Origin of the sequence: Enterococcus sp. HMSC076E04, from assembly GCF_001814285.1 — a bacterium.
Lineage (GTDB): Bacteria > Bacillota > Bacilli > Lactobacillales > Enterococcaceae > Enterococcus_B > Enterococcus_B lactis.
This window is the reverse complement of record NZ_KV815610.1, coordinates 1-19,335: the sequence shown is the minus strand read 5'-3', so window position 1 is coordinate 19,335 and position 19,335 is coordinate 1. Positions and strand designations below refer to the sequence as shown.

The following is a 19,335-nucleotide window of genomic DNA, read 5'->3' as shown; positions in this document are numbered from 1 at the left end:
GAAAGCAGTACAGAGAGTACGAGCAGTGAAAGCAATACGGAGAGTACGAGCAGTGAAAGCAGTACAGAGAGTACGAGCAGTGAAAGCAGTACGGATAGTACGAGTAGTGAAAGTAGCACAGGAAACACAAGTAGCGAAAGCAGCACAGGAAAAGTAAATAATGAACTTGATTTGGTACCTATCATACCAACTAAGGAACAAAAGAGAAATGCAGGGAGCAACCTAAAAAGTGTGCTAAAACAGTCTGATTTTGTTTCTCGTGGAATTGATCATCAAGAAAAAGCGAAAGAAACAGATAAGAGAAAAAGCGATTTACCAGAAACTGGTAGTAGAACCATAAACAAGCTAATTACATGGATGGTTGTGTTACTCATTTTGATTTGTAGGAGCAAGCTATTTTCGTTCTCTCTTCCATCGAGTGAAATAAAGAATAAAAGCAACAGATTTAAAATTGAATAAAACGATAGATTTTTGAGTGAATATTTCATTCGAGAGTGCTGTATTGCCTGGCGAAGTTGTAGCTTTGCCAGGTTTATTTTTGTTTACTAACATATTTGAGAAACAGGAAATAACAGGAACGCAAAGATTATTTTCTTTAAAATCAACAAGATGACCAGAAAGCAAGAGTTCGTTGAGCTCTTGTTTTCTTTTAGTTTTAGGAAGGAACATCCTGATTTTATCTTCGCTAAATCCAGTCAAAAGTTTTGCAGGTTGGTCGTAGATAATCGGTTTTTTCAATAAAGAAGTGGACGTACGAATCTCAATATATAGTTCACTTAAACTGAGCTCATCTATTCTGTGAACAAGATTTTTATAACTAATAGAATGAGTAGAGAGCATTTCGGTCACGCCATTGTTTGTCAATTTTAGTAAGTGGATAAATTCATTTTTGGTTAGTGGTTGACGAATTAAGTTCTGTTCGATAAACGGTATATCATGTGTGATAAGCCAACGTTTTGCGCGTCTAGAAGACGAGCAACTAGAACCTATATATAATTTAATCATGATACATTCCTCCAATAGCTAAATATTTATGAAATAATAACATGAAGAAATAGTCGAAAAGTGCCATTTATAGGTGTAAAATAAGAAATTGTTGTCACGTATAAAGGAACTAACTAGATAAGAAATACTATTAAATCAAGAAAGAAGGCATACGTATGTCAAACACAGCCGACGCATTCGTAGTGATCGATTTGCAAAAAGGGGTATGTTTTGATTCTTCGACGATACACGGATTAAAAACAGTGACAGCATTAGTGAATAAAGGAATCAAAGCATACGAAACGATTGGAAAGCCAGTTATTTTCGTTCAACACGAAGATGATCAATTAGTACCAAAAACAAAACCATGGGAGCTATTGTCGGAATTATCTATTCCTGAACACAGTTATTTTGTGAGAAAAACCCATGCGAATTCATTTTATAAGACTAATTTGAGTATGTTATTAACTGAATTGGACTGTCATTCGATCGAATTATGTGGGGCGCAAACAGAGTATTGTATAGATACGACTGTGAAGTTTGCTCATGGATTAGGATACCAGCTTATGATGTGCAGAGGAGCAGCGACGACTTATGATCATCCTTTTATGAAAGCAAAGGAAACAATCGCTTTTTACGAAAAGATTTGGGATAAACGATTTCTGACATTTTTGGAGCAATAAGCTGTTTCATTGTTTAAAGAAAAGCAGAATGGATAAACCAGTATCCATTCTGCTTTGTTACGTAAATTGAGAAAATAATCCTGTTCTATTTTTATGGGATAAACCGTTTGTTTTTTGTATAAAAAATGTTTGCGTTTACATATAATTCTCCTAGAATCATAAAAAGGAGTGAATCGATTGAGAACAAAACAAGTGTTAAAGGGAGCGTTGGTCGTCTTATTTGCTGTAAGTACAAATGTCCCGCAATGGTCAGTATATGGAGAGAGTATCTTTTCCGAATCGGGATCTAGGGAGGTCGAAACCACGGAAACAACTGATGCTAGAAACGAAACGAAATCGAGTACTTCACAAACAGAAACAAGTACTGAAACAACGGCTGAGACATCTGTTACTAGCACAGATCAAGAAACGACCGCTACCACAGATAACCAACAAACAGATGAAGCAACAGCTACAAAAACGCCAAACGACAAATCCTCTTCTGCTAAAGTAAGTGACAAAGAGAATGGGACAGAAAATGATGATATCGGTAAAGGCGAAAACTTCAATGGTAAGAAATATCTTAATTACTTCGGTAAACAGATGACAGATATACTTAATGGACCAGTAGATGAAATTAACGCACGACTAATAGGTTTAGTATTAAGTGAGCTTTTTGGTAAGGATTATGGTGTAGACAAAGAGATTATCAAACATCTGATTGCTACTTATCTATTGTATGATATCGCTTTTTCTAAAAATAGTGTGTTGATGTCAATGCTTGGAGGTACAGATGATGGTACGACGCCTACAGAAAACACAGGCTTCTATACAAACACAAAACAACTTCATCAAACTGTACTAAACAAACAAGACGGCAAAATGATGGATGTGTATGCTTACTATGTCGACCAGGGTTCAGATAAAACAGTCATGATCCATGGCGGATTTAGAGGGAATTGGAATAATGGGATCGTTACAGAAGAATACAATGATTTTTATAAGGCAGGGTATAATTTATTATTTGTTGATTCCAGAGCAACTGGTAACAGTGGAGGCGATTATGTAACCTATGGACAATATGAATCAGATGATGTCCTTTACTGGATCAATCAAGAAGTTCGAGAACGTCCATCTCAAAAGATCCTGCTGTATGGTGGTTCCATGGGAGCAGCTACGATGATGTCTGTATTAGCAAAAGATATCCCAGTCAATGTCAAAGGAATTATTGAAAATTGCGGATTTGCATCAATCGATGAACAACTACGTTTTACGTATAGCCAGACAGTAGTCCCTGCATTACCGCCTGCCATAAAAAATCAGTTAGACATCATTGGGGATCAAGAGCATGAAGATTTGTTTATGGGGCTTTTGAAACAATATTATTTTGATCAGGAGATGCATTTGGATCCGACAGCCGCTCTACCTACGATTGGAATGTCTGGTTCATTGCCTAAATTGATCATCCATGGAACGGCAGATGATGTAGTACCTGTGTCTAACGCGCAAAAACTATATGAGTTAGCAGGAGGATATAAAGACCTTTTATTGGTAGAAGGAGCAGGGCATGGAAAGGCACAGGAAGTTGACCATGCTGCCTACACGAAACATGTAACGGACTTTTTGAAAGTAGTGTTCCATGATCAGATAAACGTGAAATATGTGGATGAAAACAATAAAAGTCTACTCAAAGACCAGGACGAAATCCGGCTTTACGGAGCTTATGGAGAGAATTATGTGACAGAGCAAAAGACATTCGAAGGATACGAATTAGCAAATGTTGAAGGACCGACTGAAGGGGTTTTTAACGAGACGACACCAACTATTATTTACCATTACAAAAAAATCCCAGTAGTTCCACCAAAAAAACAAGATCCGGCAGAGAATGCAGACAATAAGGGAAAGGATGAACCTCGAGATGATCAATCAAGTGATGATACGCTACCGATTCAGATGACAGTGAAAGTACAAAAAAAGACAGATACAAAAAAAGGAATGTTGCCGAAAACTGGGGAAAAGAAACATTCGCTTCTCATTTATTCAGGTGGATTTTTATCTGCTAGCACGATTATCACATGGATTTGGCGAAGAAAGAGAGGGTAAATGAATGAAATGGTTCAAGCGAATAGTGATTGCAGTGCCAGTTATCATCGTAGTTATTTTAGTCACTGTATTTTTGATTAATCAAATCACACCAAAGCCGATTAGTTTGCTTGTTAGAAAACAATTTGACACAAGTGAAAAAGAACAAGTATATGCCAGACCAGACGATTTCCAGCAAAAAATCAAACAAATCGATAGAAATAAAGAAATAACTTATCCTTCAAAGTACAAAAACAATCATATGAATATCTACACACCGAAAACGGAGAAGAAAAAGTTGCCCATCCTTTTCTGGATGCATGGAGGCGCATATGTAGGAGGGGATAAAAACGATTGTCGTGATTATTTGGAATACCTATGTTCAGACACGCAGCAGATCGTCGTAAATATCGATTATGAACGATCACCTGAAGCAAAGCATCCTACACCAGTTATCCAATTGAACGAAGCCATTCAAGCAGCCAAAAAAGAGATAAAAGAGCAAGCGGATTGGTCGAATATTTCGATTGGTGGCGATTCAGCAGGCGCACAAATTAGCGGAGAGTATTTGTTAGCACTTCAAAACGAAGAAATCAAAAAAGCCGATCAACTTGATCCAACTTTGGAGAACAAGCAGATCACAAAATTTGTTTCTTTGTCTGGACTACTAGACCCTTCTGCATTTACCCAAGTAAGTGATAAGATTTCTAGCTTTCTTTATGCAAAATGTGGATGGGCTTATTTTGATAGTAAGAACTTTGAACGTTTAGAAGACGTCAAACATTTAGCTTTAGCAAGACATGCAGACCGTTGGACGCAAAAAACATTCTTGACGGATGGGAACACAAATACGTTTACGAAACAAATGGAACAAACAGCTTCTGCATTTGAAAAAGTAGGAGTGAAAGTCACAAAAGTAGACTATACGAAGAAAAATGTTGTCTTGAACCATGAATATCAGTTTGATTTTAGTAATAAACAAGCGCAAGAAACATACCAAAAATTAGTAGCATTTTTCAAGGAATAAACGCTCATGATGTAAAAGAGGATGTGAAGAAACTGCTTAGTTCCGAGTCAGAAGGAACTAAGCAGCTTCTCAGGTTTGATGAATAGTGGGACTGGTGACTGAAGAGCTTGTAGGTACCGTGTATCAGTTCTCGCGAAAGAGACGTCCAGCCTATTGTCAAAAGATTGTTTATGGAAAATATTTATTCGGAATAAGGAAAGGTGATATGTTTTTTTTTACGGTCTCTTTTACGTAAATTTTATAGTCAGATTTGTTGTTTCGATCGTTTAAAAAAGGCAACAAATCCGAATCCAGCGGAGGCAAAAAGGGATAAAAGACCGAGCGGTAAGCAAAAGAATGCTGGTTCTACTAATATTCCGTTGTTATTGATATAAGGCTGGGAGCAAAGATGAATAGCAAATAAAATTAATGCACTAGCGAAAAAAAGCAAAGAAATATGAATAGCTTTCATACGCAGCACCTCCTTTTTTTATAATTATAGGATAGATAGATTAAGAATTCATAAATGTGTCAAGTTTGTTAGAACGTGAACAAAAAATACCATCCATCTATCATAAGTAAGTTTGGAGCAAAGTTATCTCATGATAAATGAAAAAGGATTCATCCATCATATAGATAGGAAGTTCATTAGTATATGTCTAGACCAATAATGGAAAATATGAGAAAATAATAGAAAAGGTTTAGGATACCCCAAAAAAGAATTTCCCCAAAAAATCGATGTATCCTAAACTTTTTTATTTTACATAGCAATCATAACAACTGTGAAATAAAATTACAAACGATAACCTAATATGTATTCGAAAGCCAGTTTTATCCGGAGAATGCTTGATTCATCAAATATTTATTTTTATTTTTTAGAAAATAAGAAACAAAACTAATAAAAAAAAGAAAAAATAAATTTTTTCCCTACTGTATACTATCCTTGTTATCGCATCTAATAAGTCACTCGAATAATACCAATACAACCTTCTCCAAAGATGTGATAACATACGTCCTAACCCACCGACTATTGATGTTCTGTACCACCCTTACAGAACCCGAAAAGCCACTACCAAATATTTGGTAATGGCTTTTTAGGTTTTAATGGATTTTTTACTTTTTCTGTTATAGTAGGATTCTTCCTTTTTTTAAACAATATTTAGTTGATTGAGTTAGTCGAATACAATCGTCAATTAGATGGAGGGTTGTCAGAAGAGAAGAAGTTATTGAAAACACAAAACGCACCTACTGTTATCATCCAGTAGATGCGTTTAAAGAGAAGAACGAGAATCGTCCATATGAGGGTTTCCACTCCTTATGCAGATTTTTTTAATTCTTGCACTGCTTGTTCGATCGTAACACCTGTTGCTACATGATTGCTATTTTCTTTGTCAAAAACGACAAAGAGATTCAAATCTGTATCCAAGGTTACTCGATATTGTATATCTTTGTTATAGAATGTCATAGCCATTCTCCTTTCTTTAAATACTTGCTGAAAGGCAACGAACACGTTGATAACGAAATTCCATTTATAAGTATATCATCAATTGAAAGGTTTTCATAGTTAAGAAAGTTTAAAGTCAAAATTTAGCAATCATGTTGTAAAATAAAGTGGGGAGGGAACACAATGACAACTATATTTATAAATGCAAGTCCAAACAAAGAAGGTATGACTAGTAAGTGGGGAGCGAAAGTTCTAGAAGGAATAGATTATGAGAGGATCGATCTTGTAGATTTTCATATTGCTCAATTAGGTCAAGTCAAAGCTAATGATGATTTTGATGCCGTCATGGATAGATTGGCGAAGGCGAACTACGTAGTTATTGGTACACCGATTTATTGGTGGGATATTAGTGGACTGCTTAAAACGTTTATTGACCGTTGGACAGAATTATTCCAAATCGGACTTGATTCAGAAAACGCGCCATTACACCAGTTACCAGTACTATGGATCGTTCAAGGAGCAGCGCCAGAAGAAGCCATACCAGGCATAGAGAGAATGCTAGAAAATATTAGTAAACGATTCGTGATGGATTCACAAGGAATACTATATCAAAAGAAACAAATCTCTGAAGCAAACAGACAACTTAAACAAATGCTAGTAGATAAAAACAAATAAATGGAGAACAATAGGCGGCTCAAACGCGGTTATCCAACTTTTTTTATCGATTCGAAGACAATAAGTTTTATATTTTATTGCATTATTCTTGTGTTATTAGAAAAAGCATGATATATTAAATAAGTAATCTATTTTGAAACGTAATTTGAGCGATATATCTACATAGATAAAACTCCTTTTGCCTATCAAATATTTATTGCAACGAAAAAACGTACATTGATACGTATCAGGAGGAATTTATTTATGAATAACGGTACAGTAAAATGGTTCAACGCAGACAAAGGTTTTGGCTTCATCACTGGTGAAGATGGAAATGATGTATTTGCACATTTCTCAGCTATCCAAGGCGACGGTTTCAAAACTTTAGAAGAAGGCCAAGCAGTGTCTTACGATGTTGAAGATGGTCAACGTGGCCCTCAAGCAACAAACATTGTTAAAGCTTAATAAAAATTGACTTTTAACCGTCTTTTCTTTCGAAAAGACGGTTTTTTTTGTACGAAGAAATTCATCAATCGTTGAATAGGCGGAAGGATGTTTTTCTTGGTGCTTTTTTGCTTCGTCCTTTGCTTTTTCATTTCATAGCTGTGTTTGTTTATCAATAGGTATTTTCGAGAAGTATTTTACATAAAGTGGTGTATCGATTATTAAAACAATAAAAAAACAGATAAACTATTACTTTTGCATAATTATTTAAAGAAAATTAAAACGAAAAAGCCTAATAGTAGTAAGATTTTAAAAGGATTTTTTTGTTTTTAGATAACGATGTTTATTTAATTAATTTTAATTATGTCTTTTATTTTAAATGTATTGAGCTTATTTTTTTATTTAAAAATAACAATGTTATGTATTATGAAAGTTATAAGAGTTTTTAAATAAAATTTAAGAACATTTAGAAATTATTAAGCTTTAACTGAAAATAAAAAAACGAAATGTTATTATTTTAGTCTGTTTTCAGGGGGGATAATCTTATGATAAAAAAACTATTTTTACTATCAACATTAACACTAGCAATGGCAGGTTGTTCTACAACCGATTCGGCAACTGAATCAACAACAGAAACAACTGAAGACACGACAGAAGAGGTAAAAGTTGAGACGATCACAGAAGCCGAAGTCGACGAAGCACGGGAACGCTGGGCAGAAGCAATCATAAGTATCGGTACAGCAAGCGAAGAAGGTATGGAGGAAGCAACAGAAAAAGCAGAAGAAGTCATCGAGACATTGTATGCATACGACGAAGGTGCTGTGCTTTTTAAACCAACTAAAGCTGCAGAGTTACCATTCAGGGCAACAAAAGAAGAAGCACTTTCTTATTTCGTTGGCGGTGATATCAGCGAAGATTCTGGTTTTGCGTTAGAACCTTGGACAGACATCCGCTTCGACAATCATGAAACGATCATCGATACGGATTCAGCAATCGCATCAGGAGAATATTACTTTACTTCTGGGAAAACGGGTGATTAAACAAAAGTAGAATATACTTTCGGATTTATACGTGATGACGAAGGTAACCTGAGAATCAACTTGCACCATTCGAGCTTACCCTACGTTGGTTAAGACTTTTTCGATGAGTAAAGAGTAGAAGAGTTTTTCACGCTCTAAACATGTGTAAACGGCGGAAGCAGAAGCAACTCCTTCGGAAATAAGCTGAAATTCACAAAGATTTGAAAAGCAATTTTCGTGAATTACCTCTTATTTCTTGGAGTTAAACGCTTCTATCCCAGCCTCTTTTTTAGGTAAGATAAATTCCTTTTTGCTCCAAATTTGCTAAACACTCTGCTAGATACACTACATCATGTTCCGGATAAATCGGAACGCTACGTTCTACAGTAGGCAAATCAAAAAATGCTTCGCATGATTTGCCACGGTACATAGGATCTGTCCATTCAGGTGCTGGGCTGTAGCCACGCTTTTCCATTTCGTCCATGACAAGTTGATGATATTGAAATAATTTATAAGGAGAATAGTGGAAGACATAATCTACAGTAGCGTGTTTCTTTCCCCAACCATTTCCTCTTAACGCACAGCATTCTCGATGTTGTCCTAAAAGCTGCTGACGAGGAAGCTTTGAAATCAATTTTTCATGCCATAAACGCATAGATACATCTCCTTTTTGTACATAGTTTGTTCACTTTAAACATTAAATGAAAAAACCAGCACAATGGCTGGAAAAAATCATTTCAGTTTGCTTGCTGTTTCTGAGCGACCAATCAGGTAGTCAACGGAAATATCGTAAAAGTCGGCGATGTAGATCAATTCAATGATACTTGGAATTTCTTCCCCTTGTTCGTATTTACGATATTTGAATAAAGGAATACTTAACGCGCTAGAAACAGCTACTTGGGATAAAGATCGGCCAGTTCTTAAAAAATTCAGACGACAACGTAAAGTATCCAGTAAAATAGCTTCTTCGATACTCATTTAATCACCTTTCATCATAATAGGATAGTTGTAATGACCATAGAAAGCTACACAAGCAATCAATAGGACTCAATGTTTTTTATTTAAACGTATCAAATAAAGAATGACGATTAATAGAGACAAAACCAACCCTGATAATTCTTCTACAAAAACACTATCAGGTTCAAAGTAGTTGTAATTAAAAACCTTCCACATAAAATAAATAACCGGAAGAGTCAAAACAGCTAAATAAAGCCGTTCTTTGTTCCAAAGCATAAGATAAAAAATAATTGCGATCAGGACGACCGAAGGCAACCAAAACAAAACTCTAACCAACGTAATCATGTAACGGACTCCTCAACGTTTCTTCTAATAAAAGATAACATGTTATTGCATACATCACAAATGAAATGCTAGGAAAATCAAAGAAGAATAGACCGATGAAAAAGCGGAACAGCTCTCTGCTCATACGCGAGAACTGTTCCGCTAAATACAAGTTATCTATCTAGAAAAAATCAATGGATTGATATTTAAGTAATTCAATACATATAAAAAGAGGACGATTGCATTCATTAAAAAGGAAAGAATGATGATCCCGTAACGAATAGAAACATATTTAACAAATATTTCTGTCTGGACACGTGCATATTTTTTTCCTTTGTAGCTGATTATAATGATGAGAAGGAGAAGGGTGATCACACCTTGGAAAATCATTCCAACAAACAGGACTTCTGAACTTTGATGATTGTATTGGAGAAAGTAAGCTGCTGCCGCAACCAAATCGAATAAAATCGCAATAAATGGCAAAATAATCACTCCTAGCATTGAGAATTTTTAAAAGAATAGCATTTCTTCTAAAATAAGCAAGTAAAAAATAGTCAAGTTTCAAGTCAAATAAATAAGAATAAATATATCATATTATTTATATTTTGAAGCTTGTGAGCGTCTATAATTCGTGCTATAGTTAAAAAGTAACTAAAATATATCTCATGATGATGTACCTTTAGCTCAGTTGGTTAGAGCAGACGGCTCATAACCGTCCGGTCGTAGGTTCGAGTCCTACAAGGTACATCAGAGGTTGTGAAATCAGCGTTTTGACCTGAGTATTAGAGAAACAAACGGAAAAATAGTTCCTCATATTTTGCCGTTTGTTAAGCTAATACCGAGAGTCAGCTGATTGAACACCATTTAAGAAAGAGGTCGTGAGCCTACCGTTCAGCTCCGAGTCACAAGGAGCAATTTCAAAAAACAGCTTCCCATGTTTGTTGAATATTGTGACTTGTGACTGAGGAGTTGGCAGGAGAACACTGTTTACCAAGGTGTCATGGAAAAGCCAATATACTTTTGTAGAAAAAGCACGTAAGACTGAAAACAGTTCTTCGTGCTTTTTCTTTTTTATTTGCTTGCTATTTGCTTGCTAAATGATAATAGAACTTATATAAAGAATAGACTGTAGCATACGTGTGACTGTCTATTTTTTAGGTTCAATGATCGAAACATTGAAATCTTTCAGAAGTTCCAACGCAGATTCTCCATGTTTTCTACTAGAAGCTAACGTTGGATCAACAAAAAAGTCAGCTTCAGGAAACGCACTCTGCAAGCCTATCAAATTAGAGAGCACACATAAGTTTGTTTCGATCCCAACCACTTCGATCTCTTTTTGTTCTTCTTTGCTTTCAAACAAAGTCTCCTTGATTTCAGCTAAAGTTTCAGGGGGGATCGTAAAGTAATACTTTTTGATCACTCGTTCATTTCCTTGGGGAGAAAGAAGAGGGATCAATTGCAAATCTTCCCGTTCCTCTTCTTTGTCCTTCAGTTCGACTGGAATATCCCGTGTGAATAGAATATATTCCTTGTTTTTGCGTGCTTTAGCTAATCGTTTAGCAATGCGTTCCGCCAATTGGTCTGATTCTGGAATATAAAATTCGCTATTTGGATCAAGAATATGATTTTGCATATCGATAATAACTAACATTTTCTTTCCTCCTACGTTCATGACGTCATTTTTTTATTTTCAATAGAAGTTTTTTAAAATATAAGCAACCCCAGCTTCCTCATTCGTCAGTGTTACTTGGTTTGCAATTTCTTTTACTTGCCGCTGTGCATTCCCCATCGCAATACTCAACCCACTATAATTCAACATAGCAATGTCGTTTTCTTGATCGCCAAAAGCCATGATATCACTCGACTCGATTCCAAGGTAATCCGCCAAAAAAACAAGTGAATGAGCTTTAGTGATACCTGTAGGCGTGATTTCTAAGAAATGCGGATCAGAGAATACTGAATTGATGCCGTCTGCTTGCAGATCTCTTTGTAACTTCTGTAGTTTTTCTTCACTCTTATCTGTTAACGCTAATTTAAGATAGCTAAGAGAAGGATCTTCTAACATACTTAAAATTTGATCAAAAGAATGATTCTGCAGATTGAAATGTTCATAATAGGGGTCGTCTTTGACAAGATTTGACTCATCGAATGTCAGCTGATCATCTTGGGTTTCTCGGCTGGCAATAATTGAGATTTTTGCTTCTTGAGCATAGAAGAAGGCTTTTTTCAGAGTATCGATATCTATTTTCGAACGTCTGAGAACCTTTGCCATCTTTCCATCCTTCATTTCAGCAATCAGCGAACCATTGGAAGAAATCAAATAGCCGCCGATCCCTAATTCGGAAAAAATATCTTTAGCAGAAATGCTGTTCCTTCCTGTAGCTACTGTTACGATTCCGCCATTTTCATCAAATTTCCGAAGTGCCTGGATATTTTCTTCTGGTATCTTTCCATTTCGATCAAGCAAGGTACCGTCTAAATCAATCGCTGCTAGTTTCATTTTATCTTCCTACTTTCTTTTTGCATATCTATTTTCCTGTTACCTTAAGATTAAATGAGAAATTAAAAAAATGAAACTAACTTGCTTTGCCGTTATGAATTTTTTCAAAAAACATTCTTAAGAAAAAGGTGGCTATATATAGTAGTTTTTGGTCAATACCTTTGAATAAAAAGCCATGCAAAACGAATAGTTAGCGCTTACCAATGCGTTTTGTAATAAAAAAATTTTAAAATATTCAATGAAAACAAAGCATATATTTTGCTTTAAAGCCAAATGAGGAATATTCTAGATGTAGAACAGGTTAGAAAAAGATTAGAAAAAGGAGTGATTTTGATGGAGAAGAGATACGGCGTAGTTCCTGTGGTGACTGCTTCAGACGAAAATTATGCTCCTTACTTGAGCGTGATGATCGCAACTGCATTAGAAAATTGCAATAAAGCAAGACGCATAAAATTTTATGTGATTGACGATGGTCTATCAGAATATAGTAAACAAGGATTGGAAGAAACGGTAAATAAATATTCAAGTAATGCAAGTATCCAATTCCTGACAGTGGAAAAAGATATCTACGAAGACTTCCTAGTCAGCGACCATATCACAACTACCGCTTACTTAAGAATTTCTTTACCCAACTTATTAGCTAAAGAGGATTATAAGAAAGTCCTTTACTTAGATTCAGATGTGTTAGTGCTAGACGATATCGTAAAACTATATGATGAACCATTAAATGGAAAAACGATCGGCGCCATTATCGATCCAGGACAAGTGAAAGCATTGGAAAGATTAGGAATAGATTCCGATGACTTGTACTTCAATTCAGGGGTGATGGTGATTGACATCGATCAATGGAATAAAAAAGAAATTACAGAAAAAACTATCCATTATTTAAGTGAAAATGGTGATCGAATCATTTATCACGATCAAGATGCTTTGAATGCTGTCCTTTATGAAGATTGGGAACAACTTCATCCAAAATGGAACATGCAGACTTCTTTGATTTTTGAACGACACCCAGCACCAAATGAAAAATATGAACGTCTGTATAAAGAAGGAAATGAAAAACCTTCAATCGTTCATTTTACAGGACATGATAAACCTTGGAATACTTTGAAAGATCATCCGTATACCAATTTATACTTAAAAAAATTAGCACACAGTACTCTAACGAAAGTAGGCGAGATCAATGAATAAAAAAGAAATAGCAGTAGTCGCAAGTTGTAACACAAAATTCGTACCGCATTTAGCTGCGTTATTTGTCTCAGTATTAGATAATTGCAACCCGTCTAAATTTGTTCGGTTCTATGTGATTGACGACGATATCGATTTTGAAAGCAAACAGCTTTTACGTTTCTCAGTGAAAAATGCACGAATGAATTCAGATGTAGAATTTTTGAAAATTAATAAAGAATTCTTTACAAATGTAGTAATCAGCGATCGTATTCCAGAAACAGCTTATTACCGCATAGCGATTCCGGAATTGTTCCGCGGCACGGAAGTTGAACGTATCTTATATATGGATTGCGACATGATTGCTTTACAAGATATCTCTAAATTATGGCGTCTTGACTTCGGTGATTCAATCGTAGCAGCTGTTGAAGACGCTGGGTTCCATCAACGATTAGAAAAAATGGAGATTCCAGCTAAATCAATGCGTTACTTCAACTCAGGATTGATGCTGATCAATGTAAAAAAATGGTTAGATGAAAATATTACGCAAAAAGTATTAGACTTCATCGAACATAATCCAGAAAAATTAAGGTTCCATGACCAAGATGCATTAAATGCAATCTTACATGATCGTTGGCTTCCGCTTCATCCGCGTTGGAATGCACAAGGCTATATCATGGCTAAAGCAAAGAAACATCCAACAGCAGCAGGTGAACGTGAATACGAAGAAACACGCAACAATCCTTACATTATCCATTTCTCAGGACATGTGAAACCTTGGAGCAAAGATTTTGAAGGACCAACGAAGAAATATTACGAAAAATATGCAGGGATGACGGCGTTCCGTTGTGTGGCTAAATTCCCTAAATATCCAAAATATGCAAAAATTCAACAAAAAACAGACGTAGTTGTTAAATAATACAAGACTACAACTGAACAGGGGGAGTAGGAATGGAAATTACACTGTCTAAAAATGCAGTAGAGACGTTAATCGAAAAAGTGGGGGAAAATACAAAAATTGCACTCGCTCTCATCAATGATTCCGATCCATTTTTAAGGGATAAAGGTGCTTTTGCAAAAGGCAACTTTTTCCAAATCATTCCTTTTGTTTCGGAATTTGGAGAGTATGCAACAAAAATCGAGCATCCTTTACTGGAGATCTATACATCTAAAGTAGAACAAAGTTATTTCGGTAAACGACTAAACATGGACTTTAATAAACAGCTTGACAGCTTCTCATTAGAAAATGAAAGTGCAGTACTCGATTATAATATCAAATTAAAGAACTGCTTCTTCAGCTAATCGTTTTTGAAAAGTCCAGAAAGGAGGTATACATTGAGATACTACTTTGTGGATGATGAAAAGAAAGTCACAGAAACAGATGAAAACAAATACAATTGGCTTATTCTCGATAATAAAAAGCCAGAAGAGATCCAGCAGGCAATCAAAGAATTTGAGCTTCCAGATGATATTTTCGTAGGCACGGAATATCCGGAAGAAGTTTCTCGGATGGAGCGCCTTTATGAGACCAAATTAGCGCATCCATTTTCTTTGGTTGTGATCAATCTGGATCAGTCAGATAATCGTATCGAAAAAAAATTGACACCGATATCTTTTGTACTTTCCGATAATCTCTTGATTACATGTATTGATAGAAAGACCGAGTTCGTGGATCGCTTGCTGACAAAGCATGGAGATCATTTAAACTCGTTTGAAAAGATCATCACGTATACATTACTGGATATTTATACCCATTACGTGAAAGAACTAAGAGAAATGAAGCATAGAATTGACGCTTTGGATAGAGCAGCTCGTAAAACGACGGAGAATGAGGAACTGTATAAACAGGCAGATCTTGAAAGAGACATTGTGTATATCGATCATACCTTAAGAGATCAGCGGAAAACGATGAATCAATTATGGAATTCTGAAACGTTTATCAAACGTTTAGACGATGAACAATTGCTTTATGATGTCCATTTGAGGCAGCGCCAAACAGAAAAAATGATCGAGATCTATCGAGACTTATTGGAGAGTATTGGTGATTTATTCAATGGGATGATGGACAATAATCTAAACCACATCATGAAATATCTAGATTCAGCTGCACTAATCATCTCCGTTCCGGCGTTGTTTGCAGGGATTTGGGGAATGAATACAGGAGGGTTGCCGGGTAAAAGCTCTGCTTTAGGATTTATCCTCGTAGTATTCGGCTCTTTGATAGCAGCGGCGGTTTTAGGCTACCATCTATATCGAAAAGATTATACAAATTAAACAAACTATTTAAAACAGGTATCAAACAAAGAAATTTGTTTTGGCAATACAATTTAGAAAAACTAGGAGGAATACAGCAATGACAGAACCAAAATTAATCGATCCGCGAAATCTGTACCATACGGAGAAATTTCCTAAGCAAGATCAGGATACGCCAGCTTTACAACAGAACATGATTCCTGTTCCTGATTGCGGAGAAGAATCCTATGAGGGCAGTAATCAGCTGGAAAACCGACGTGTACTCATCACTGGTGGCGATTCAGGGATCGGTCGTGCAGCAGCGATTGCATTTGCTAGAGAAGGTGCAGACATCGCTCTTCAATTCTTCCCAGGAGAAGAAAAAGATGCAGAAGAAGTAGCTAAATACGTCAAAGATGCAGGACGTAAAATCGTCTTACTACCATTTGATCTTCGTGATGAACAAGCACCTAAAGAAATCATTGAAAAAGCAGTAAGTGAGCTTGGTGGGCTAGATACGATGGTATTGAATGCAGGACAGCAAATTTCTTGCCAGTCCATTGTTGAACTGCCACTTGAACAAATCAAAGACACATTCATGGTCAACATCATCGCTATGTTTGCTTTAGTGAAAGAAGCAGTTCCGCATATCCCAGCAGGAGGAGCGATTGTTACAACAACATCTGTCCAAGCCTTCAATCCAAGTGAACATTTATTGGATTATGCAGCAACAAAAGCTTCAATCGCTAACTTTACGATTGGCTTAGCAAAACAACTTGCTCCTAAGGGAATCCGTGTAAATGGCGTAGCACCTGGTCCAATCTGGACACCGCTGCAACTAGACGAAGGCCAGCCTTCTGATTCAATTCCTGAATTTGGTCAGCAAAGTTTACTAGAACGTGCAGGTCAGCCAGGAGAATTAGCACCGGTCTATGTCTTCTTAGCATCGAATAAAGCAAGTTATGTCACAGCTCAAATCTACGGAGTAACTGGTGGAGAAGCGATCAACTTATAAAAAGTTGATCGTTTCACCCCTATGAGGAGGTGCGAAAATGAATAAAGGAGTAAAAACGCTTGGAGTGATCGGAACGTTACTTTTGCTATCTATACTTTTGTTTGCGATACTATTAAGTGCAGCCTATCCACTGCCTTTTCAATTAGAGAAGTTTCGATTCTTTTCCATCACTAATTCATATGTGCAACAATATGTATTCTGGCTTGCTGTTGCATTTGCTATTTTGACGATTATCACGTTGCTTGTTTTCTTGTTTTATCCAAAAACGATCGGAACCTTTTTACTGAAACATGGTGATGGGGAGTTGACGTTGGATAAAAAAGCAATCGAAGGAATGGTTCGTTCTCACTTGCATGAAGATGAATTTATCCATTCACCAAAAGTAAATGTCAAAGCAACGAAAAACAAGATCGCCGTCAATGTAAAAGGGGAGTTGAAACGCACTTCAGCACTCATTGGTAAAACGGGAACATTGATGAAAGAAATCGAAAACGAAGTACAACACATATTAGGCACAAAAGAGTCAGTGAAAGTATCCGTGAAATACACAGGCTTTGAAGAACCAGCTAAACAAAGTAATGACCGCAAACGAGTAGAATAGGGGGGACCAAAATGAAAGAACTATTTTCGACATACAAGCTCCCTATCATCTTTGGGGTACTTGGGTTGATATTAGCCGTTTTATGGATAACCGTCGGCTTTTTCAAGACTTTATTGATCTTGATCATGGCCGCTATCGGTGTCGCTATCGGTTTTTATTTGAAACAAACGAAAATCTTAGATCACTATTTTAAATCTTAGGAGGAAACATCCATGAATAACAATAACAAAAATAATAATAACAATAAAATGAACAACCAAAAACCAGTGTCTGCACATCCAGACCCAACGACACCAAACCAATCAAATGGTGTGAACGATGAAAAGAATAAAACAGCACCAGTATCTGCACATCCAGATCCAGTCGTGCCAAATGTTCAACAAGGTGTAGAAGAAAAGAAACATGACGCAGAAAAACATGCGCCTCATCATCCCGGCTCTCCAGAATCTAAAGTTCCAGAACAACATGATGCAATCGATCCTTCTAAACCATTAGAGGAACAAAAGCACCCTTCTGATCATGCGAAAGCACAAGAAAAACTTGGTTCTGAACACTCAAATGGACAAGAAAAATTTAGTTCACAACATACAAATGACCAAGAAAACCATGGCTCTGAGCAGGAAGATTCGATGCGCGGTGAGTTGAATTATGAAGACAAAGTGGTGCAAAAAATCATTGGAATCGCAATTGAACAAGTAGACGGTTTATTATCTGCAAACGGTGGTTTCTTCTCTAATGTGGCAGGAAAACTTGTGAATACAGATAATGTAACGGCTGGGATCGAAACAGAAGTCGGTAAAAAACAAGTAGCAGTTGACATGGATATCATTGTGGAATATGGCAAAGATATCGAAAAAATCTTTGAAGAAATGCAAGAAGTAATCGGCAAAGAAGTAAAAAATATGACACACTTAGACGTCATCGAAGTTAACGCTAACGTAGTGGACATCAAAACAAAAGAAGAATTTGAAAAAGATCAAGAAACAGTGCAAGACAAAGTAACTGACGCAGCGAAAAAAACCGGTGAATTTGCTTCTAATCAAACAGATAAAGTAAAATCAGCAGCTGGAAGCGGCGTTGAAAAAGTAAAAGAAAATACAGAGCCACGCGTTCAGTAATAAGGAAGCAAAACATTAGGAGGAACGAAACATGGGATTTATTTGGTCACTTATCGTCGGAGGAATTATCGGAGCAATTGCAGGAGCAATCACGAATAAAGGTTCTTCTATGGGGATTATTGCAAATGTCGTAGCAGGTTTAGTTGGATCAGCACTTGGCCAAGCATTATTAGGTTCTTGGGGACCAAGTATTGCAGGAATGGCAATCGTACCATCATTGATTGGTGCCATCATTTTAGTACTGATTGTCTCATTTTTTGCTAGAAAACTGTAAAAAGACTTTTAATAAAAAGGTCGTGAAAAAGCTGTTCTGCATCAAGTAATAAGCCCAACCAAACAAAAATAGCTTTTCATATTTTTCGTTTGGTTGGGCTTATTATCGAAGATGCAAGCTTTTTATTCGAAATAAGGGGCTGTGACAAGATTTTGTCATAGCCCCTTGTTTGTGTGGGTAAATTCCCAATTAGATTTTTAAAAGTTTTTTAAAGAAAAACCAGTATGTTGACCAGTTTTTCCTTAATTGTGTCTTTATTGATACAGAGAAGCTTTCTCCACCTTTTTTTAATAAAACAATGTCTCCCTAAATTTTCTTGAGAGAGGGAAGGTGAACATACAAAATAGTACGACCACTTGAAAGACCCAGATGATCCACAAATGAATCGTATGATACTGATGAAGTAAAAAGCAATGGATCAGAAACTCAAAGAGATTGAAAAAGACAAGGAAGAAATAATATCTCTTTTTTACTCTTGTCTGTTTTAGCCAATAATAGCTCGTAAAGTAATCTAGACAAATAGAAGTAAACAAAGTTTCGTAAGAGCAGTAATCGCATCATGTTGCTCAGCTAGACGATTGACGAGCAGAAAGAATGTTGGTAATGGAATATAGATCACGAGTAATGAAAGAAAAAAGTAAACGATGAATGGCATACTATTTCTCCTAATTGTGTGAATTCGTCCTCATTTTAAAATAACGATATTTGTTTGTGAAGCTTTTTCGTGTCGTAACAAATGTTATCTAATGTATTTTTAAATAAATAATCATTATTATATCAAATTAACGTTAAAAAGAAAAATGAGTAGTGGATCGTTGTGGGAGCGTCAATAATTTTGTGTAAATGGTTCTT

At 36.2% G+C, this 19,335-nt stretch carries 22 protein-coding genes, 1 tRNA gene and 4 pseudogenes; 17 read left to right on the top strand and 10 right to left on the bottom strand.

Features of this window, described 5'->3' with window-relative positions; genetic code table 11:
* A pseudogene (gene sgrA, locus HMPREF2961_RS15780) lies at positions 1-427 on the top strand (LPXTG-anchored fibrinogen/nidogen-binding adhesin SgrA); the annotation flags it as partial.
* A 245-nt stretch (positions 428-672) separates the two neighbouring features.
* On the opposite strand, the pseudogene HMPREF2961_RS15920 reads toward sgrA, so the two are convergent.
* A pseudogene (locus tag HMPREF2961_RS15920) lies at positions 673-1,005 on the bottom strand (Spx/MgsR family RNA polymerase-binding regulatory protein); the annotation flags it as partial.
* 155 nt (positions 1,006-1,160) lie between these two features.
* On the opposite strand from HMPREF2961_RS15920, the gene HMPREF2961_RS09120 reads away from it, so the two are divergent.
* The 3 genes from HMPREF2961_RS09120 (at position 1,161) to HMPREF2961_RS09110 (ending at position 4,755) form a co-directional block, all read left to right on the top strand.
* On the top strand, positions 1,161-1,667 hold the full coding sequence (locus HMPREF2961_RS09120; RefSeq protein WP_002314954.1) for a cysteine hydrolase family protein: 507 nt from the start codon (positions 1,161-1,163) through the stop codon (positions 1,665-1,667).
* A 168-nt stretch (positions 1,668-1,835) separates the two neighbouring features.
* Complete coding sequence (locus HMPREF2961_RS09115; RefSeq protein ID WP_033704973.1) at positions 1,836-3,749, top strand: alpha/beta fold hydrolase; 1,914 nt, start codon at positions 1,836-1,838, stop codon at positions 3,747-3,749.
* 4 nt (positions 3,750-3,753) lie between these two features.
* Complete coding sequence (locus tag HMPREF2961_RS09110) at positions 3,754-4,755, top strand: alpha/beta hydrolase (protein ID WP_070704621.1); 1,002 nt, start codon at positions 3,754-3,756, stop codon at positions 4,753-4,755.
* 244 nt (positions 4,756-4,999) lie between these two features.
* Here HMPREF2961_RS09110 and HMPREF2961_RS09105 read toward each other — a convergent pair whose 3' ends face one another.
* Positions 5,000-5,206 carry a DUF3955 domain-containing protein gene (locus tag HMPREF2961_RS09105; protein ID WP_002306600.1) on the bottom strand — a complete coding sequence of 69 codons (207 nt, stop codon included), beginning with the start codon at positions 5,204-5,206 and terminating at the stop codon, positions 5,000-5,002.
* 843 nt (positions 5,207-6,049) lie between these two features.
* Positions 6,050-6,199: a hypothetical protein gene (locus HMPREF2961_RS15425; RefSeq protein WP_002293298.1), complete on the bottom strand. Its 150-nt coding sequence runs from the start codon at positions 6,197-6,199 to the stop codon at positions 6,050-6,052.
* Between the two features lie 162 nt (positions 6,200-6,361).
* Here HMPREF2961_RS15425 and HMPREF2961_RS09095 point away from each other — a divergent pair, with 162 nt between their 5' ends.
* The 3 genes and pseudogenes from HMPREF2961_RS09095 (at position 6,362) to HMPREF2961_RS09085 (ending at position 8,409) form a co-directional block, all read left to right on the top strand.
* Positions 6,362-6,853 carry a flavodoxin family protein gene (locus HMPREF2961_RS09095; RefSeq protein ID WP_002309158.1) on the top strand — a complete coding sequence of 164 codons (492 nt, stop codon included), beginning with the start codon at positions 6,362-6,364 and terminating at the stop codon, positions 6,851-6,853.
* 243 nt (positions 6,854-7,096) lie between these two features.
* Complete coding sequence (locus tag HMPREF2961_RS09090; RefSeq protein WP_002293303.1) at positions 7,097-7,297, top strand: cold-shock protein; 201 nt, start codon at positions 7,097-7,099, stop codon at positions 7,295-7,297.
* A 524-nt stretch (positions 7,298-7,821) separates the two neighbouring features.
* A pseudogene (locus tag HMPREF2961_RS09085) lies at positions 7,822-8,409 on the top strand (hypothetical protein).
* 175 nt (positions 8,410-8,584) lie between these two features.
* Here the strand turns inward: HMPREF2961_RS09085 and HMPREF2961_RS09080 are convergent.
* The 4 genes from HMPREF2961_RS09080 to HMPREF2961_RS09065 all read right to left on the bottom strand — a co-directional run bounded on the left by HMPREF2961_RS09080 (position 8,585) and on the right by HMPREF2961_RS09065 (position 10,077).
* Positions 8,585-8,950: a TIGR02328 family protein gene (locus HMPREF2961_RS09080; protein WP_070704618.1), complete on the bottom strand. Its 366-nt coding sequence runs from the start codon at positions 8,948-8,950 to the stop codon at positions 8,585-8,587.
* A gap of 77 nt (positions 8,951-9,027) precedes the next feature.
* Positions 9,028-9,273 (bottom strand): helix-turn-helix domain-containing protein, encoded by a 246-nt coding sequence (locus HMPREF2961_RS09075; protein ID WP_002306609.1) that lies wholly within the window; start codon positions 9,271-9,273, stop codon positions 9,028-9,030.
* Between the two features lie 69 nt (positions 9,274-9,342).
* On the bottom strand, positions 9,343-9,597 hold the full coding sequence (locus HMPREF2961_RS09070; protein ID WP_002314959.1) for a hypothetical protein: 255 nt from the start codon (positions 9,595-9,597) through the stop codon (positions 9,343-9,345).
* Positions 9,598-9,753: 156 nt separating this feature from the next.
* Positions 9,754-10,077 carry a hypothetical protein gene (locus tag HMPREF2961_RS09065; protein ID WP_002314960.1) on the bottom strand — a complete coding sequence of 108 codons (324 nt, stop codon included), beginning with the start codon at positions 10,075-10,077 and terminating at the stop codon, positions 9,754-9,756.
* Positions 10,078-10,249: 172 nt separating this feature from the next.
* Between HMPREF2961_RS09065 and HMPREF2961_RS09060 the strand changes: the two genes are divergently transcribed.
* Positions 10,250-10,323 (top strand) — tRNA-Ile (locus HMPREF2961_RS09060).
* Positions 10,324-10,723: 400 nt separating this feature from the next.
* Here the strand turns inward: HMPREF2961_RS09060 and HMPREF2961_RS09055 are convergent.
* Together HMPREF2961_RS09055 and HMPREF2961_RS09050 are read right to left on the bottom strand one after the other, a co-directional pair.
* A complete protein-coding gene (locus HMPREF2961_RS09055) occupies positions 10,724-11,227 on the bottom strand; it encodes a cysteine hydrolase family protein (protein WP_002314961.1) in 504 nt (167 codons plus the stop codon).
* Positions 11,228-11,266: 39 nt separating this feature from the next.
* The gene (locus tag HMPREF2961_RS09050; RefSeq protein WP_002306615.1) at positions 11,267-12,076 is read right to left on the bottom strand and encodes a Cof-type HAD-IIB family hydrolase; all 810 of its coding nucleotides are present in this window, start codon (positions 12,074-12,076) and stop codon (positions 11,267-11,269) included.
* 333 nt (positions 12,077-12,409) lie between these two features.
* Between HMPREF2961_RS09050 and HMPREF2961_RS09045 the strand changes: the two genes are divergently transcribed.
* The 9 genes from HMPREF2961_RS09045 (at position 12,410) to HMPREF2961_RS09005 (ending at position 18,483) form a co-directional block, all read left to right on the top strand.
* Positions 12,410-13,267, top strand: a complete 858-nt coding sequence (locus tag HMPREF2961_RS09045; RefSeq protein ID WP_002329245.1) for a glycosyltransferase family 8 protein — start codon at positions 12,410-12,412, stop codon at positions 13,265-13,267.
* Positions 13,260-14,162, top strand: coding sequence for a glycosyltransferase family 8 protein (locus HMPREF2961_RS09040; protein ID WP_002306618.1), 903 nt, complete (start codon positions 13,260-13,262; stop codon positions 14,160-14,162). Before HMPREF2961_RS09045 ends, HMPREF2961_RS09040 begins: the two co-directional genes overlap by 8 nt.
* A 32-nt stretch (positions 14,163-14,194) precedes the next feature.
* On the top strand, positions 14,195-14,545 hold the full coding sequence (locus HMPREF2961_RS09035) for an iron-sulfur cluster biosynthesis family protein (protein ID WP_070704615.1): 351 nt from the start codon (positions 14,195-14,197) through the stop codon (positions 14,543-14,545).
* A gap of 48 nt (positions 14,546-14,593) precedes the next feature.
* Positions 14,594-15,517 (top strand): magnesium transporter CorA family protein, encoded by a 924-nt coding sequence (locus tag HMPREF2961_RS09030; RefSeq protein ID WP_176747398.1) that lies wholly within the window; start codon positions 14,594-14,596, stop codon positions 15,515-15,517.
* A 79-nt stretch (positions 15,518-15,596) separates the two neighbouring features.
* Positions 15,597-16,490, top strand: coding sequence for an SDR family oxidoreductase (locus HMPREF2961_RS09025; protein ID WP_002306620.1), 894 nt, complete (start codon positions 15,597-15,599; stop codon positions 16,488-16,490).
* Positions 16,491-16,527: 37 nt separating this feature from the next.
* On the top strand, positions 16,528-17,091 hold the full coding sequence (amaP, locus tag HMPREF2961_RS09020; protein WP_002306622.1) for an alkaline shock response membrane anchor protein AmaP: 564 nt from the start codon (positions 16,528-16,530) through the stop codon (positions 17,089-17,091).
* Positions 17,092-17,102: 11 nt separating this feature from the next.
* Positions 17,103-17,291 carry a DUF2273 domain-containing protein gene (locus tag HMPREF2961_RS09015; protein ID WP_002291274.1) on the top strand — a complete coding sequence of 63 codons (189 nt, stop codon included), beginning with the start codon at positions 17,103-17,105 and terminating at the stop codon, positions 17,289-17,291.
* A 12-nt stretch (positions 17,292-17,303) separates the two neighbouring features.
* Positions 17,304-18,209 (top strand): Asp23/Gls24 family envelope stress response protein, encoded by a 906-nt coding sequence (locus HMPREF2961_RS09010; RefSeq protein ID WP_070704609.1) that lies wholly within the window; start codon positions 17,304-17,306, stop codon positions 18,207-18,209.
* Positions 18,210-18,240: 31 nt separating this feature from the next.
* Complete coding sequence (locus HMPREF2961_RS09005; RefSeq protein ID WP_002291278.1) at positions 18,241-18,483, top strand: GlsB/YeaQ/YmgE family stress response membrane protein; 243 nt, start codon at positions 18,241-18,243, stop codon at positions 18,481-18,483.
* Positions 18,484-18,770: 287 nt separating this feature from the next.
* Here HMPREF2961_RS09005 and HMPREF2961_RS09000 read toward each other — a convergent pair.
* Positions 18,771-19,138, bottom strand: a pseudogene (locus tag HMPREF2961_RS09000) (hypothetical protein).
* Positions 19,139-19,335: the final 197 nt, after the last annotated feature.

What these genes read in the sequence shown, in the direction of transcription:
- HMPREF2961_RS09110 (WP_070704621.1), top strand. Translation starts at nt 3,754, where the DNA reads ATGAAATGGTTCAAGCGAATAGTGATTGCAGTGCCAGTTATCATCGTA.
- HMPREF2961_RS09025 (WP_002306620.1), top strand. Translation starts at nt 15,597, where the DNA reads ATGACAGAACCAAAATTAATCGATCCGCGAAATCTGTACCATACGGAG.
- HMPREF2961_RS09105 (WP_002306600.1), bottom strand. Translation starts at nt 5,206, where the DNA reads ATGAAAGCTATTCATATTTCTTTGCTTTTTTTCGCTAGTGCATTAATT.
- HMPREF2961_RS09095 (WP_002309158.1), top strand. Translation starts at nt 6,362, where the DNA reads ATGACAACTATATTTATAAATGCAAGTCCAAACAAAGAAGGTATGACT.
- HMPREF2961_RS09040 (WP_002306618.1), top strand. Translation starts at nt 13,260, where the DNA reads ATGAATAAAAAAGAAATAGCAGTAGTCGCAAGTTGTAACACAAAATTC.
- HMPREF2961_RS09090 (WP_002293303.1), top strand. Translation starts at nt 7,097, where the DNA reads ATGAATAACGGTACAGTAAAATGGTTCAACGCAGACAAAGGTTTTGGC.
- HMPREF2961_RS09005 (WP_002291278.1), top strand. Translation starts at nt 18,241, where the DNA reads ATGGGATTTATTTGGTCACTTATCGTCGGAGGAATTATCGGAGCAATT.
- HMPREF2961_RS09120 (WP_002314954.1), top strand. Translation starts at nt 1,161, where the DNA reads ATGTCAAACACAGCCGACGCATTCGTAGTGATCGATTTGCAAAAAGGG.
- HMPREF2961_RS09075 (WP_002306609.1), bottom strand. Translation starts at nt 9,273, where the DNA reads ATGAGTATCGAAGAAGCTATTTTACTGGATACTTTACGTTGTCGTCTG.
- HMPREF2961_RS09070 (WP_002314959.1), bottom strand. Translation starts at nt 9,597, where the DNA reads ATGATTACGTTGGTTAGAGTTTTGTTTTGGTTGCCTTCGGTCGTCCTG.
- HMPREF2961_RS09080 (WP_070704618.1), bottom strand. Translation starts at nt 8,950, where the DNA reads ATGCGTTTATGGCATGAAAAATTGATTTCAAAGCTTCCTCGTCAGCAG.
- amaP (WP_002306622.1), top strand. Translation starts at nt 16,528, where the DNA reads ATGAATAAAGGAGTAAAAACGCTTGGAGTGATCGGAACGTTACTTTTG.
- HMPREF2961_RS09045 (WP_002329245.1), top strand. Translation starts at nt 12,410, where the DNA reads ATGGAGAAGAGATACGGCGTAGTTCCTGTGGTGACTGCTTCAGACGAA.
- HMPREF2961_RS09050 (WP_002306615.1), bottom strand. Translation starts at nt 12,076, where the DNA reads ATGAAACTAGCAGCGATTGATTTAGACGGTACCTTGCTTGATCGAAAT.
- HMPREF2961_RS09055 (WP_002314961.1), bottom strand. Translation starts at nt 11,227, where the DNA reads ATGTTAGTTATTATCGATATGCAAAATCATATTCTTGATCCAAATAGC.
- HMPREF2961_RS09010 (WP_070704609.1), top strand. Translation starts at nt 17,304, where the DNA reads ATGAATAACAATAACAAAAATAATAATAACAATAAAATGAACAACCAA.
- HMPREF2961_RS09065 (WP_002314960.1), bottom strand. Translation starts at nt 10,077, where the DNA reads ATGCTAGGAGTGATTATTTTGCCATTTATTGCGATTTTATTCGATTTG.
- HMPREF2961_RS09015 (WP_002291274.1), top strand. Translation starts at nt 17,103, where the DNA reads ATGAAAGAACTATTTTCGACATACAAGCTCCCTATCATCTTTGGGGTA.
- HMPREF2961_RS09035 (WP_070704615.1), top strand. Translation starts at nt 14,195, where the DNA reads ATGGAAATTACACTGTCTAAAAATGCAGTAGAGACGTTAATCGAAAAA.
- HMPREF2961_RS15425 (WP_002293298.1), bottom strand. Translation starts at nt 6,199, where the DNA reads ATGACATTCTATAACAAAGATATACAATATCGAGTAACCTTGGATACA.